General features: G+C 71.6%; 12 protein-coding genes. 11 read left to right on the top strand and 1 reads right to left on the bottom strand.

Annotation, left to right across the window (positions count from 1 at the left end; translation table 11 throughout):
- The first annotated feature begins 138 nt into the window (after window positions 1–138).
- The 11 genes from AB0I82_RS31485 (at window position 139) to AB0I82_RS31435 (ending at window position 13,919) form a co-directional block, all read left to right on the top strand.
- Window positions 139–1,422, top strand: coding sequence for a hydroxyacid-oxoacid transhydrogenase (locus tag AB0I82_RS31485; protein ID WP_363260839.1), 1,284 nt, complete (start codon window positions 139–141; stop codon window positions 1,420–1,422).
- Between the two features lie 13 nt (window positions 1,423–1,435).
- Window positions 1,436–2,809 carry an MFS transporter gene (locus AB0I82_RS31480; RefSeq protein WP_363260838.1) on the top strand — a complete coding sequence of 458 codons (1,374 nt, stop codon included), beginning with the start codon at window positions 1,436–1,438 and terminating at the stop codon, window positions 2,807–2,809.
- Window positions 2,775–5,813, top strand: a complete 3,039-nt coding sequence (locus AB0I82_RS31475; protein WP_363260837.1) for an FAD-linked oxidase C-terminal domain-containing protein — start codon at window positions 2,775–2,777, stop codon at window positions 5,811–5,813. The genes AB0I82_RS31480 and AB0I82_RS31475 overlap by 35 nt, the downstream gene beginning before the upstream one ends.
- A gap of 180 nt (window positions 5,814–5,993) precedes the next feature.
- Window positions 5,994–6,383 carry a cell division protein SepF gene (locus AB0I82_RS31470; RefSeq protein ID WP_030261034.1) on the top strand — a complete coding sequence of 130 codons (390 nt, stop codon included), beginning with the start codon at window positions 5,994–5,996 and terminating at the stop codon, window positions 6,381–6,383.
- Window positions 6,384–6,467: 84 nt separating this feature from the next.
- Window positions 6,468–7,790 carry an ATP-binding protein gene (locus tag AB0I82_RS31465; protein WP_363260836.1) on the top strand — a complete coding sequence of 441 codons (1,323 nt, stop codon included), beginning with the start codon at window positions 6,468–6,470 and terminating at the stop codon, window positions 7,788–7,790.
- Complete coding sequence (locus AB0I82_RS31460; RefSeq protein ID WP_363260835.1) at window positions 7,787–8,131, top strand: nucleotide pyrophosphohydrolase; 345 nt, start codon at window positions 7,787–7,789, stop codon at window positions 8,129–8,131. The genes AB0I82_RS31465 and AB0I82_RS31460 overlap by 4 nt, the downstream gene beginning before the upstream one ends.
- 131 nt (window positions 8,132–8,262) lie before the next feature.
- Window positions 8,263–8,730: a DUF6099 family protein gene (locus tag AB0I82_RS31455; RefSeq protein ID WP_363260833.1), complete on the top strand. Its 468-nt coding sequence runs from the start codon at window positions 8,263–8,265 to the stop codon at window positions 8,728–8,730.
- A gap of 210 nt (window positions 8,731–8,940) precedes the next feature.
- Complete coding sequence (locus tag AB0I82_RS31450) at window positions 8,941–9,864, top strand: LLM class F420-dependent oxidoreductase (protein WP_363260832.1); 924 nt, start codon at window positions 8,941–8,943, stop codon at window positions 9,862–9,864.
- Between the two features lie 96 nt (window positions 9,865–9,960).
- On the top strand, window positions 9,961–11,187 hold the full coding sequence (locus tag AB0I82_RS31445) for an arginine deiminase (protein WP_363260831.1): 1,227 nt from the start codon (window positions 9,961–9,963) through the stop codon (window positions 11,185–11,187).
- 110 nt (window positions 11,188–11,297) lie between these two features.
- Window positions 11,298–12,302 carry an ornithine carbamoyltransferase gene (gene argF / locus AB0I82_RS31440; protein WP_363260830.1) on the top strand — a complete coding sequence of 335 codons (1,005 nt, stop codon included), beginning with the start codon at window positions 11,298–11,300 and terminating at the stop codon, window positions 12,300–12,302.
- A 177-nt stretch (window positions 12,303–12,479) separates the two neighbouring features.
- Window positions 12,480–13,919 carry an amino acid permease gene (locus tag AB0I82_RS31435; RefSeq protein WP_363260829.1) on the top strand — a complete coding sequence of 480 codons (1,440 nt, stop codon included), beginning with the start codon at window positions 12,480–12,482 and terminating at the stop codon, window positions 13,917–13,919.
- Between the two features lie 129 nt (window positions 13,920–14,048).
- On the opposite strand, the gene AB0I82_RS31430 is transcribed toward AB0I82_RS31435, so the two are convergent.
- Window positions 14,049–14,474 (bottom strand): ATP-binding protein, encoded by a 426-nt coding sequence (locus AB0I82_RS31430; protein WP_363260828.1) that lies wholly within the window; start codon window positions 14,472–14,474, stop codon window positions 14,049–14,051.
- Window positions 14,475–14,530 lie beyond the last annotated feature (56 nt).

Genomic DNA, 14,530 nt, shown 5'->3' with positions numbered 1-14,530 from the left:
CGGCCGCCCGTTGATCGACATCTGCACACCCATTGACGCCGACCACCGGCCGCCCTAGCTTGCCGGTACTGCTCCACATTGTGGATGCGCTTCCAAAGATCTTGATAGATCTTCGGCCCTCGGCTGCCAGGAGTCTTCATGCCGCACTTCGAGCACCCCACCGAGACCGTCTTCACCTGGGCCGCGCCGCCCCTGAAATTCGGCCTCGGCGCCCTCGCCGAAATCGGCCAGGACCTGCGCGCCCTCGGCGTCACCAACGCCCTGGTCATCACCGACCCCGGCGTCGCCGCGAGCGACGTACCGGACCGCGTCGCCCACGCGATCAAGGCCGCCGGGCTCGGCGCCGACGTCTTCGACGGCGTCGCCGTGGAACCCACCGACCGCAGCATCGAGGAAGCCGTCGCCTTCGCGCGCTCCGGCGACTGGGACGGCTATGTCGCGGTCGGCGGCGGCTCCGCCATGGACACCGCCAAGGCCGTCAACCTCCTCACCACCCAGCCCGGCACGCTCATGGACTACATCGCCCGGCCCATCGGCGGCGGCCGCGTCCCCGAGCTGCCCGTCAAGCCCCTGATAGCCGTCCCCACCACCGCCGGCACCGGCTCGGAGGCCACCACCATCTGCGTCGTCGATCTCCTCGACCTGCGCTTGAAGGCCGGCATCAGTCACCCCCGGCTGCGCCCCGCGCTCGCCGTCGTCGACCCGCTCACCACGCTCTCCGTACCGCCCGCCGTCACCGCCGCCAGCGGCATGGACGTCCTCACCCACGCCGCCGAGAGCTACACCGCGCTCGCCTTCGACGCCCGCCCCGCCTTCCCCGACGCCGCGGCCCGCGCCGCGTTCTGCGGCGCCAACCCCATCAGCGACGTGTGGTGCGAAAAGGCCATGGAACTGGTCGGCAAGCATCTGCGCCGGGCGGTCATGAACGGCAACGACCTGTCCGCGCGCTACGGCATGGCGTACGCCTCCGCCGTCACCGGCATGGGCTTCGGCAACGCCGGTACGCACATCCCGCACGCCAACGCGTACCCCATCGCCGGCGCCGTCGAGAACTATCGCGCCGAGGGCTACCCGGAAATGCCGATGGTCCCGCACGGCCAGGCCGTCGCCTCCACCGCCATGGCCGCCTTCCGCTTCACGTACCCGGCCGACCCGCAACGCCACCTGCGCGCAGCCGAGTTGATCGGTGGCCGGCCCGTCGACCCCGACGAGGGCGCCGAGGCGCTCCCGCGCGTCCTGCGCGAACTCCTCCGCGACATCGGCATGCCCAACGGCATCGCCGCCTTCGGCTACACCGAGTCCGATCTGGACACCCTGGTCGCCGGCACGATGAAGCAGTCGCGCCAGCTCTCCGTCGTACCGCGCCCGCTCACCACCGACGCGGCCGGCCGGATCTTCCACGAGTCGCTCCGCAACTGGTGAAGGGAGCGCAGCCGTGCAACAGGAGAAACAGCAGCAAGAGAAGCAACAGGAGCAACAGGCGAGCCCCATCGGGAAGATCGCGTTCGCCGGAGCCATCGGCACCACCATCGAGTGGTACGACTTCTTCCTCTACGGCACCGCCGCCGGCATCGTCTTCGACAAGCTCTTCTTCCCGAAGTTCGACAGCCTCGTCGGCACCCTCATTGCCTTCGCGACGTTCGCGATCGGCTTTGTGGCCCGCCCGCTCGGCGGCATCGTCTTCGGCCACTTCGGCGACCGGGTAGGACGCAAGACCGCCCTGGTCACCACCATGTTCATCATGGGCGCGGGCACCTGCCTCATCGGCGTCCTGCCCACCTACGAGTCCATCGGCGTCTGGGCCCCGGTCCTGCTCGTCCTGCTCCGCATCCTCCAGGGCATCGGCATCGGCGGTGAATGGGGCGGCGCGGTCCTGATGTCCGTCGAGCACGCCCCGGAAGGCCGCAAGGGCTACTACGGCAGCTGGCCCCAGATCGGCGTCCCCGCCGGCCTCATGCTCGGCACCGGCGTCTTCGCGCTGCTCTCCTCCGTCCTGGACAGCGAGCAGTTCCTCACCTGGGGCTGGCGCATCGCCTTCCTGCTCAGCGCCGTCCTCGTCCTCATCGGCCTCTACATCCGCCTCCAGGTCTACGAGACGCCCGCCTTCCGCTCCGTACGCGACCAGCACACCCGGGCCCGCATCCCCCTCGTCGAACTGCTCCGCACCTCCAAGGTCAATCTGCTGCTCGGCATGGGCACCCGCATGGCCGAGGGCATCGCCTTCAACACCTGGGGCGTCTTCGCCATCGCGTACACCACCACCGAACTGCACGTCCCCCGCACCCACGCCCTCATCGGCGTCATGGCGGCCGCCGCCGTCTGCGTCCCGATGATCCCGCTGTGGGGCGCCCTCGGCGACCGCTTCGGCCTGCTGCGCACCTTCGGCCTGGGCGCCGCCCTCTTCGGCGCCTCCGCCGTCCCCGCCTTCGCGCTCTTCGACACCGGCTCCGTCCTCGTCATCGGCGGCACCCTGGTCGTCACCCTCGGCCTCTTCTACGGCGCGATGTACGGGCCGCAGGCAGCCCTGTACGCCGACCTGTTCCCCGCCAACGTCCGCTACAGCGGCGTCTCCTGCGTCTACCAGGTCTCCGGCGTCGTCGCGAGCGGCTGCACCCCGCTGATCCTCACCGCGCTGCTCTCGGCGGGCGGCGGCAGCCCCTGGCTGATGGTCGTCTACATCGTCGCGATGTCCGCGCTCAGCCTGCTCTGCGTCGTCCTCATCGCCCTGCGGAGGCGCCGCCACGCCCCCGCAGCTGCCTCGGAAAGGGAGAGTCATGCGCCCGTCGCCGAAGTCCCGGCCCAGCAGTGAGGCCGCCGCCGGGCTCCTCGCGGCCCTGCGCCGCGCCGATGTGACCGACGTCGACGCCTCCGACCTCGCCCGCTCCCTCTACGCCTCCGACGCCTCGCTGTACCGCATCGCCCCGCTGGCCGTGGTCACCCCGCGGCACACCGACGAGATCGCGGCCGTACGGGAGGTGTGCGCCGAGCACGGGGTGCCGGTCACGATGCGCGGCGCGGGCACATCCATCGCCGGCAACGCGATCGGCCCGGGCGTCGTCATCGACGCGAGCCGCCACCTCAACCATGTACTGGAGATCGACCCCGAGGCCGGTACCGCCCTGGTCGAACCCGGCGTCGTCCTCGCCGACCTGCAACGCGCCGCCGCACCCCACGGCCTGCGCTTCGGCCCCGACCCCTCCACCCACAACCGCGCCACTCTCGGCGGCATGATCGGCAACAACGCCTGCGGCTCCCGGGCCCTCGGATACGGCCGGACCAGCGACAACGTACTCGGCCTCGACGTCCTCACAGGGACGGGGGAGCGGCTGCGCCTCGGATCCTCGGAGGCGAGGTCTCCGGAGGCGAGGTCCTCGGAGGCGAGGTCCTCGGAGGTGAGGTCCTCGGAGGCGACCGCCTCGCCACTCCTGACCGCCCTCCGGCGCACGGTCACCGAAGAACTCGCCGTCCTCCGCACCGAACTGGGCCGTTTCCCCCGCCAGGTCTCCGGCTACGCCCTCGAACACCTCCTGCCCGAGCGCGGCTTCGACGTGGCACGCGCCCTCGTCGGCAGCGAAGGCACCCTCGCGCTCACCCTCGCCGCCCGGCTCCGCCTCGTCCGCGACGCCCCGCACCGCGTTCTCACCGTCCTCGGCTACCCCACGATGGCCGACGCCGCCGACGCCGTACCGGCGCTCCTGAAGCACACACCGGTCGCCTGCGAGGGCCTCGACGCCCGCATCGTCCGCACGGTCATCGCCCGCAGGGGCCGCGCGGCCGTCCCAGCCCTCCCGCGAGGCGAGGGCTGGCTGCTCGTGGAACTCGTCGGCGAGACCGTGCCGTACCTGGTGGACGCCGCGGCCCGGCTCGTACGGGACGCCGGCGCGCTCGACTCCCGTACCGTCACCGACCCCGCCGAGGCCGCCGCGCTGTGGCGCATCCGCGAGGACGGCGCGGGCCTCGCCGCCCGCACCCCCGACGGCGCGCCGGCCCACGCGGGCTGGGAGGACGCCGCCGTACCACCCGAACAACTCGGCCCGTACCTCCGCGAATTCGAAGCCCTCCTCGACGACCACCACCTCACCGGCGTCCCCTACGGCCACTTCGGCGACGGCTGCCTCCACCTCCGCATCGACTTCCCGCTCGACGCCCCCGGCGGCACGAAGGCCATGCGCGACTTCCTCTTCGCGGCCGCCCGCCTCGTCGCCCGGCACGGCGGCTCCCTCTCCGGCGAACACGGCGACGGCCGCGCCCGCGGCGAACTCCTGCCCCTGATGTACTCCCCGGCCGCCCTCGCGCTCTTCGCCCGCGTCAAGGCCCTCTTCGACCCCGACGACCTCCTCAACCCCGGCGTCATCGTCCGCCCCGACCCCGTCGACCACGCCGTACGCGCCGCCGCCGCCCGCCCCCTGACCCGCCGCGAACTCCCCACCCTGGCCCTCGCTCATCACGCCGACCGCGGCGACCTCTCCCGCGCCGTGCACCGCTGCACCGGCGTCGGCAAATGCCGCGCCGACACCACCGCCACCGGCGGCGTGATGTGCCCCAGCTACCTCGCCACCCGCGAGGAGAAGGACTCCACCCGCGGCCGCGCCCGCGTCCTCCAGGACGTCGTCACCGGCGCCCTCGGCCCCGACGGCTGGCGCTCACCCGCCCTCCACCAAGCGCTCGACCTCTGCCTCGCCTGCAAGGGCTGCTCCTCGGACTGCCCCACGGGCACCGACATGGCCACATACAAGGCCGAGGCCCTCCACCAGAAATACGGGCGCGGGCCCCTCCTTGGGGGCCGTCTGCGGCCCCGCAGCCACTACGCGCTGGGCCGGCTGCCCCTCTGGACCCGACTGACCACGCGCATACCGGGGGCGACACGGGCGGCGAATGCGGTGCTGCGCTCCCGGCTGCTGCATCCGCTCCTCACCTGGGGCGCGGGCGTCGACGCCCGCCGGTCGTTGCCTGCCTTCGCGAGCATGACCTTCCGCCACTGGTTCGCGGACCGTCCAGTACCGCCGGCCGAGGCGCCTCATGGTGACGTGGTCCTCTTCGTCGACACCTTCACCGATGCCTTCGCGCCGGACACGGGCCGGGCGGCGGTTGCCGTACTGGAAGCCGCGGGCTACCGGGTCAGGGTCACCGAACGCCCCGTGTGCTGCGGCCTCACCTGGATCACCACGGGCCAGCTCGACGCCGCCCGCCGCCGCGTACGCGCCACCGTCCGCGCCCTCCTCCCGTACGTACGCGCGGGCATACCGGTCGTCGGCCTCGAACCGTCCTGCACCGCGGTACTGCGCTCGGACGCGGCGGAACTTCTGGGCGGGGGCGGCGCATACGGGGCGGCGGCGGGCTCGGGAGAGGCGGCGGGTGAGTCGGGCTCGGGCGAGGCGGCGGCCGCGCGGGAGGTCGCCGCCGCTGGGGAGGTCGCTGCCGCGACGCGTACCCTCGCCGAGCTGCTCACCGCCACCCCCGATTGGTCGCCCCCCGACCTCACCGGCACGAAGGCCGTCGCCCAGCCGCACTGCCACCACCACGCCGTCCTGGGCTGGGACACGGACGCCGCGCTGCTCGCCGCAGCAGGCGCGGAGGTCGAACGCCTCGGCGGCTGCTGCGGCCTGGCCGGCAACTTCGGCGTGGAACGCGGCCACCACGACGTCTCCGTGGCCGTCGCGGAACACGCCCTCCTCCCGGCCGTACGCCGCTCCGCCCCCGACACCCCACTCCTCGCCGACGGCTTCAGCTGCCGCACCCAGCTCACGGACCTCACCGGACGGCGGGGGACACACCTGGCGGAACTCCTGGCACGCGCACTCGGAGAGGAGTGAGGTCCGCGAGGGTCGGACAAATGTCGCAGAGTATGCGCTGGCCAGGCGTCATGGTGCAGGATGGGGGCAACGGGTGACGCCAAACGCGTGTCATGCCCCGTCAGGTTTGTATGTATATCCCTAGAATTGCTCGATGCAGATAACGCAGCTGCCCAGCGCCCTTGCGAGCGAGGTGATCCGGTGACCCGCCCCGACGCCACCGACGAACAGTGGGAGGGCCTCGCTGAGGTCGTCCCGCTGCGCGGCGGCCGCGAGTGGCCCTCGTGGCCCGACCACCGAGCCCTGCCCGACGACGAACCGAGCGAGGCGTCCCGGCGGTTCATCGTCATCCGCGTCCAGACCTTCGCCGACGCCCGCGAGGTCGCCGAGCACCTCATGGCCCAAGTGCCCGTGCTGCTCGACCTGAGCAGCGCCGACACGGATGTGGCCAAGCGCATCCTCGACTTCTCCAGCGGCGTCGTCTTCGGCATCGGCAGCGGCATGCACCGTGTTGACACGAACGTCTTCCTGCTCGCGCCGATCGGCACGGAGGTCGACGAACCGCGCGCGGGGGCCGCGCCGCGCCCGTAGGCGCAGCGCCGGCGTCCCCCATTCGTAGGAACGGCCGTCCGCCGTAACGGTTCTCCGACGACCCGGCTCTCTAGCGTTCCCGGCATGAACCCCTGGAGCCGTACGGACGACGCCGCGCCGCCGGCGGCCGCGACCACCGTGGCCGTGGACGCGGACCCGAACACCGAGGCGAGCGGGGGGCCGATCCGCCCCCTCGTCACCGAGCTGCGCCTCTCCGCCTTCAAGTCGCACCGCGGTGCGACCTACCCGCTCGGCCCGCTCACCCTCTTCGCCGGGCCGAGCGGCAGCGGTAAGTCGAGCGCACTCCAGGCGTACGGCCTGCTCGTGCGGCTCGGTGCCGGGGAGTCGCTGGAGCGGGCGCTCGTCGCCGTACCGGGCGGCGCCGCGGCCTGCGTACCGGATCAAGCCGCGCCGGACGCGCAGGGGCGGCGCGGCTTCCGCGTCGGCTGCACGGTCGACGGACCGGTCGGCCCGGTGCGTCTCGACGTCGCCGTACAGACCGAACCCGAGCTGCGGATCGCCGGCGAACGGCTCACCGGCGGCGGCCGGACCCTGTTCACCACCGCGCTCACCGACCCCGGCCGCCCCACGGTGCAGGCCGCATGGCACACCGCCGGAGCCGCACCCGTCACCCGCGCACCGCTCCCCGACGACCGGCTGGGCACCGCACTGCTGCCGCTGCGCGTCGCGGGCACGACGGAGGGCCAGCGCCTGGTGCTGGCCGCTGCCGAACAGACCTTGATCGCCCTGCGCTCCTCCTTCCTCTGCGACCCGCGCCCCGAGGTGGTACGCGCGGTGGCTCGGGGCGCGCGTCCCGCGACGGGGCCGGGGCCGAACGGGGCTGTGGGGGCGGGCGCGATGGACGCCCCCGAAGGCGCACGGCTGCGGCCGGACTGCGGCAACCTCGCCGCCGTACTGGAGCGCACCAGCCGGGAGTGCGCCACCCGCCACGCGGCGCTCGTCGCCGCGGTACGCGCCGGCTGCCCGAGCCCGGGCCCGGTACAGGGACTCCGCGCGGAGCCGGGCCCACGGCAGGACGCGGGCCGTGCGGCGGCCGACGTACCGGCGGTACGGGCCGTGCTGGAGCGCGGCGGGGAGTGCGGCGCGCTGCCCGTCGACTGGCTGGGCGACGGCGAGCTGCGCTATCTCGCGCTGGCGCTGGTGCTGCTGACCGGCCCCGGCGTGCTGGCCGTCGACGCGGTCGCCGAGGTGCTGCCGGCCCGTCAGGTGCTGACCGTGGTCGTGGACGGGCTGGACCGCTGCCTGGACCGGCGGCAGTCGGCCGAGCTGCTCGCGCTGGCCGTACGGATGGCGGCGCGCGGCCACATCCGGCTGCTGGGGACGGTGACGGACGCCCCGGCCGCCGCCCGGCTGCCGGAGGTCGGGGTGCTACACCTGGGGGCATGAGTGAAGATCTTGCAACCCTGCAGCGCCGGCTGGCCGACTTCGCGGCGGCCCGGGACTGGCAGCAGTACCACACCCCGAAGAATCTCGCCGCGGCGCTCAGCGTCGAGGCATCCGAACTGGTCGAGATTTTCCAGTGGCTGACTCCGGACCAGTCCGCCAAGATCATGGCCGACGAGGAATCCGCGGCGCGGGTCGAGGACGAAGTGGCGGATGTGCTGGCGTACTTGCTCCAGTTCTGCGGCGTACTGGGCATCGACCCGGCGGCCGCGCTCGCCGCGAAGATCGAGCGCAATGAGGAACGATTCCCCGCGAATCGACCTCGTCGTCACTCTCCGGAGTGATGGATCTCGCAAACTCGCCTTAGTTGTCCACAGATTTGCGAATTACTCTAGCGCTTTCGGCGGTTCCAGTTCACTCTGGGTAGTGACAGGTGTGCGCAAGGCAGCGGACGAGGCAAGGGAAGGGGTCGTGCATGGATGCGGTGCGGATCATCGCGGCCAGTCGGCACGGTCTGGCCCAGGCGCGGACGGTCCAGGACATCGTCATCGAGGCGTGGCAGGCGCAGGCCCTGGCGGAGGCGGTCGGCAGCCTCCTGGCGATATCGGGACCGTTCGAAGTGCGGGCCAAGGCGCGGAGGCTGGGCGAGGCGGGAGGACGCTCGGGTGCGGCGGTGCTGTGTCCGGTACCGAGGTCGTACGGCCCCAGGGCAGCCCAGCTGTCCGAAGTCCGCGACAGCAAGCTCGCGTTGACGGACCTGTGCGGCCTGCTGGCCGAGGTCTGCGAGGCACTGGTGAGCGTCGTCTGCGCGGCGGAGGAGGACGGCCTCTACTGGACCTGCGTGGAGGCGATGGACGCAGCCGACGAGTCCCGCGACCGAGCCGCCGCCATCCTCAAACAACTCCTGGTCCGCGACCGCCCCCACGACCACGACCTGGCCTGAGGGAGCAGACCGAGACCGAGCCCGACGCACTGACGAGCGCGAACGGACGAGGCCAAGTCGGGTGGACGAGTCCGCGGGCGGATGAGCGGGGGCCGGCCCGGGGGAGCCCGGCCGCGGCGGGTGGTGGGCGGGAGGTTGGTGGGTCGGTGAGGGGTGGGTTGGTGGGTGGTGGTGCGGGGGGTGGGGGGAGGGGAGGGGGAAGATGGGGGGATGGATCTGCGAATTTTCACCGAGCCTCAGCAGGGCGCCGACTACGACACCCTCCTCACCGTCGCCAAGGCCACCGAGGACCTCGGCTTCGACGCGTTCTTCCGGTCGGATCACTATCTGGCGATGGGGGCCGGGGACGGGCTGCCCGGGCCCACCGACGCCTGGATCACGCTCGCCGGGCTGGCCCGTGAGACGAAGCGCATCCGCCTCGGCACGCTGATGACCGCCGGTACGTTCCGGCTGCCCGGCGTGCTCGCCATCCAGGTCGCCCAGGTGGACCGGATGTCCGGCGGCCGGGTCGAGCTGGGGCTGGGCGCGGGCTGGTTCGAGGAGGAGCACAAGGCGTACGGCATCCCGTTCCCCAAGGAGAAGTTCGCGCGGCTGGAGGAGCAGCTGGCGATCGTCACGGGGCTGTGGGAGACGCCGGTCGGCGAGGAGTTCTCGTACGAGGGGACGTACTACCAGCTGGAGAAGTCCCCGGCGCTGCCGAAGCCCGCGCAGCGCAAGGTGCCGGTGCTGATCGGCGGGCACGGCGCGACGCGTACGCCGCGGCTGGCCGCACGGTACGCCGACGAGTTCAACATCCCCTTCGCCTCCCTGGAGGACACGCAGCGGCAGTTCGGCCGGGTGCGGGCGGCGGCCGAGGCGATCGGCCGCAAGGGCGACGACCTGGTGTACTCCAACGCGCTGGTCGCCTGCGTGGGCAAGGACGACGCCGAGGTGGCGCGCCGCGCCGCGGCCATCGGGCGGGACGTGGCGGAGCTGAAGGCGAACGGCCTGGCGGGTTCGCCGGCCGAGGTGGTCGACAAGATCGGCCGGTACGCGGAGGCCGGCGCCTCCCGCTTCTACCTCCAGCTGCTGGACCTCGACGACCTGGACCACCTGGAGATCATCTCCTCGCAGGTGCAGAGTCAGCTGGGCTGATCCCCGGTACAGGCGCGGCCCCTGCCACCGGGGCCGCGCCGCACCCACCTTCCCGGATACCGAGTGATCATCGTCGAATCCGGCCAGGATGGGGGGATGGGATTCCATGTCGACTCAGAGGTCGGTCACCTCCGCCGGGTCATCCTGCACCGCCCCGACCTGGAGCTGAAGCGCCTCACCCCGTCCAACAAGGACGCACTGCTCTTCGACGACGTGCTGTGGGTACGGCGCGCGCGGGCCGAGCACGATGCCTTCGCCGACACCCTGCGCGACCGCGGCGTCGAGGTGCACCTCTTCGCGGATCTGCTGGCGGAGAGCCTGCGGATCCCCGAGGCGCGGGCGCTGGTGCTGGACCGGGTCTTCAACGAGAAGGAGTACGGTCCGCTGGCCACCGACCACCTCCGGACCGCGTTCGACGAGCTGCCGCTGGCGGAGCTGGTCGAGGCGCTGATCGGCGGGATGACCAAGCGGGAGTTCCTGGAGCGCAACCCCGAGCCGACGTCGGTGCGGTTCCATGTGATGGATCTGGACGATTTCCTGCTGCCGCCGCTGCCGAACCATCTCTTCGCGCGGGACACCTCGGCGTGGGTGTACGACGGGGTGTCGGTGAACGCGATGCGCTGGCCCGCGCGGCAGCGTGAGACGGTCCATTACGAGGCGATCTACCGGTACCACCCGCTCTTCACGCACGAACGTTTCCACGTGTGGTCCGAGGGTCAGGCGGCGTACCCGTCCACGATCGAGGGCGGCGACGTGCTGGTGATCGGCAATGGCGCGGTGCTGATCGGGATGAGCGAGCGGACCACGCCGCAGGCGGTGGAGATGCTGGCCCGCGGGCTGTTCGCGGCCGGCTCCGCGCAGACGATCGTGGCGCTGGACATGCCCAAGCGGCGCGCTTTCATGCACCTGGACACGGTGATGACGATGGTGGACGGCGATACGTTCACGCAGTACGCGGGGCTGGGGATGCTGCGCTCGTACACGATCGAGCCGGGCGCGAGCGAGCAGGAGCTGAAGGTCACCGATCACCCGCCGGAGCACATGCACCGGGCGATCGCGGCGGCGCTCGGCCTGGACGGCGTGCGGGTGCTGACCGCGACGCAGGACGTGCACGCCGCGGAGCGCGAGCAGTGGGACGACGGCTGCAATGTGCTGGCGGTGGAGCCGGGCGTGGTGGTGGCGTACGAGCGGAATGTCACCACGAATACGTTTCTGCGGAAGCGCGGGATCGAGGTGATCACGATTCCGGGGAGCGAGCTCGGGCGGGGCCGCGGCGGGCCGCGCTGCATGAGCTGCCCGGTGGAGCGGAACGGCATCGGGTGAGACGCGGCGGCCCCGGCTCGTTGAATAGGAATGCGTAGCGTCGTATACACTTCCATAATTCGACCGCACGGTCGTACCTGACCCCATTGGCCGCGACCTAGGAGCCTGCCGTGGCGATTGACCTCACGGGCCGCCATTTCCTCAAGGAGCTGGACTTCACCGCCGAGGAGTTCCGCCATCTGATCGACCTCGCGGCGGAGCTGAAGGCCGCGAAGCGCGCGGGCACCGAGGAGCAGCGGCTGAAAGGGCGCAACATCGCCCTGATCTTCGAGAAGACCTCCACCCGCACCCGCTGCTCCTTCGAGGTCGCGGCCGCCGACCAGGGCGCCCACACCACGTACCTGGACCCCTCCGGCTCGCAGATCGGGCACAAGGAGTCGGTGAAGGACACCGCCCGCGTGCTCGGCCGGATGTTCGACGGGATCGAGTACCGCGGCAGCGCCCAGGTGAACGTCGAGGAGCTGGCCGCGCACGCCGGCGTGCCGGTCTTCAACGGTCTGACCGACGAGTGGCACCCCACCCAGATGCTCGCCGACGTGCTCACCATGATCGAGCACAGCCCCGGCCGGCCGCTGGAGGAGCTGTCCTTCGCCTACCTCGGCGACGCCCGGTACAACATGGGCAACTCCTACCTGGTCACCGGCGCCCTGCTCGGCATGGACGTACGCATCGTGGCGCCGAAGCAGCTGTGGCCCGAGGAGTCGGTGATCGCGAGCGCCCGGCGGCTCGCCGAGCAGAGCGGCGCCCGGCTGACCCTCACCGAGGACGTTGCCGAGGGCGTGCGCGGCGCGGACTTCGTCGCCACCGACATCTGGGTGTCGATGGGCGAGCCCAAGGAGGTCTGGAACGAGCGGATCGCGCTGCTCGGCCCGTACGCCGTGACGATGGACGTGCTGCGCGCCACGGGCAAGGGGAACGTGAAGTTCATGCACTGCCTGCCGGCCTTCCACGATCTCGGCACGGCTGTCGGCCGGGAGATTTACGCCCAGCACGGCCTGGAGTCGCTGGAGGTCACCGACGAGGTCTTCGAGTCGGCGCACTCGGTCGTCTTCGACGAGGCGGAGAACCGGATGCACACGATCAAGGCGGTCATGGTCGCGACGCTCGGGCGCTGAGCCCGCTGAGCGGGGGGCGGCGTCTGCCGCATAGAAATACGCCCCAATGGGCGATCATGCACCATTTCGGTTACCATCGAACCGAACTCAGGGGGACGGGCTCACCAGCTCGTCCCCCTTCTCCGTGCCCGCCCACCCCCGCCGGGCACGTCGCACCACCAGAAAGAGAACCACCCCATGTCCGCGTCCGGACTGCGCATCAAGTCCCCCGACCTGCTCGTCGCCGAATCCGGCGCGGATCTCGAAGGCCACGGCCTCAAGCGCACCATGGGCCTCTTCCAGCTCGTGTGCTTCGGCGTCGGCGCGATCGTCGGCACGGGCATCTTCGTCGGCCTGTCGGACACCGTCGCCGAGGCCGGCCCCGCCGTCGTCGTCTCCTTCGTGCTCGCGGCGATCACCTGCGTCTTCACCGCGTTCTCCTTCGCCGAGCTGGGCGGCGCGATCCCGGTGTCCGGCAGCTCGTACTCCTACGCGTACGCCACGCTCGGCGAGCGCACCGCCTTCCTCGTCGGCTGGTGCCTGCTGCTGGAGTACGGAGTGTCGGTCTCGGCGGTCGCGGTGGGCTGGGGGCAGTACCTCAATGAGCTGCTGGACAGCCTGGTGGGGTGGCAGCTGCCCGCCGCGCTGTCCGCGCCGCCCGGTGACGGCGGCATCGTCAACGTCCCGGCCGTCGTCGTCATGCTGCTCGCCGCCACGCTCCTCGTGCGCGGCATCCGGGAGAGCGCCCGCGCCACCGCCGCGATGGCCGTCGTGAAGATCGGCGTACTGATTCTGTTCTGCGTGATCGCGTTCACCGCGTTCCAGGACGGCAACCTGTCGCCGTTCGCGGCGCAGGGCGCCGCCGGGATCACCTCCGGCGCCTCGGTCGCGTTCTTCTCGTACATCGGCTTCGACGCGGTCACCACGGCGGGGGAGGAGGTCAGGAACCCGCGGCGGAACATCCCCGCCGCGATCCTCATCTGCATCGGCCTCGTCACCGTGCTGTACTGCCTGGTCGCGCTCGCCGCGATCGGCGCGCTCTCCGCGGACGACGTCGCCGACAAGCCCGCCGCGCTCTCCCTGATCGTCGACCGGGTCACCGGCTCGGCGCTGGGCGGCGGGATCATCGCCTTCGGCGCGGTGGTGGCCATCGCGTCGGTCGTCCTCGCGGTGATGTACGGGCAGACCCGCATCCTGATGTCGATGTCCCGGGACGGGCTGATCCCGCGAGTATTCGAACGGATCTCACCGAAGACGTCCACGCCGGTCCAGGGCACCTGGATCGTCGCGGTCGTCTTCGCGATACCGGCGGCTGTGGTGCCGCTGGACGTGGTCATGAATCTGACCACCATCGGAACGCTCGCGGTCATGGCCGTGGTCAACGTCTGCGTCATGCGACTGCGCCGCACCCGGCCCGAACTGCCGCGCCGCTTCCGGGTGCCGCTGTTCCCGGTCAGCCCGGTGCTGGGGGTCGGGTTCTGCCTGTACCTGATGTACGGCACGGGGCCGGCTACTTGGCTGCAGTTCGGGGTGTTTCTGGGGGTCGGCGCCGTGGTGTATGCGGTGTACGGGCGGCGGCATTCGCGGTTGGGTGGGGGTGTGGGGAAATCTGTGGGGGAAGTGACGCCGAAGGGGTGAACTTCCCTGGCAAGGGCCCCTCCCTCTCCCCAACCACCGGCGGTAAGGCCCCTCCCCCACCTCCACCGCACACCCCCGACCGTACCGACCCCGACCCACCCACATCGCCCCCTGTGGATAACCTCCCCCTCACCCCGCCCCCTCCCCCGGCAACCGAAACCACACAGCCTTCCCCTGCTCAGTAGGCCGATAGCCGGAATCCGCGCTGAGGGTGCGGATCAGCAGCAGCCCCCGGCCGCCCTCGTCCAGCAGATCCACCTCCGGGAACGCGTCGTCGCCCAGCCCCTGCACCGGCGCCGGATCGTTGTCGTGCACCTCGACGTGCTGGTGGCCGCTCGGCAGCAGCTCGATGACCAGCTCGATCGGCTTGTCCCCGGGGGTGTGCTCGACGGCGTTGGCCACCAGCTCGCCGGTGAGCAGCTCGGCCGTGTCGCTGTCCGCCGCCACCCGCATGTCCGTGAACGCCATCCGGATCAGGGCGCGCGCGATCGGCACCGCGGCTGTGGTGTGCGGCAGCGTGATCCGCCAGGACGGCGGGGCGGCTGGCTCCGACAAGATCCGTTCCGTTCGCAGGGACGTGATGGAGGGCGTGCTGTGGGCGTGATGTCCTC

The organism is Streptomyces sp. NPDC050315 (assembly GCF_040655775.1).
Taxonomy (GTDB): Bacteria; Actinomycetota; Actinomycetes; order Streptomycetales; family Streptomycetaceae; genus Streptomyces.
The sequence above is the reverse complement of the archived record's forward strand: the minus strand, read 5'-3'. Positions and strand labels throughout refer to the sequence as shown.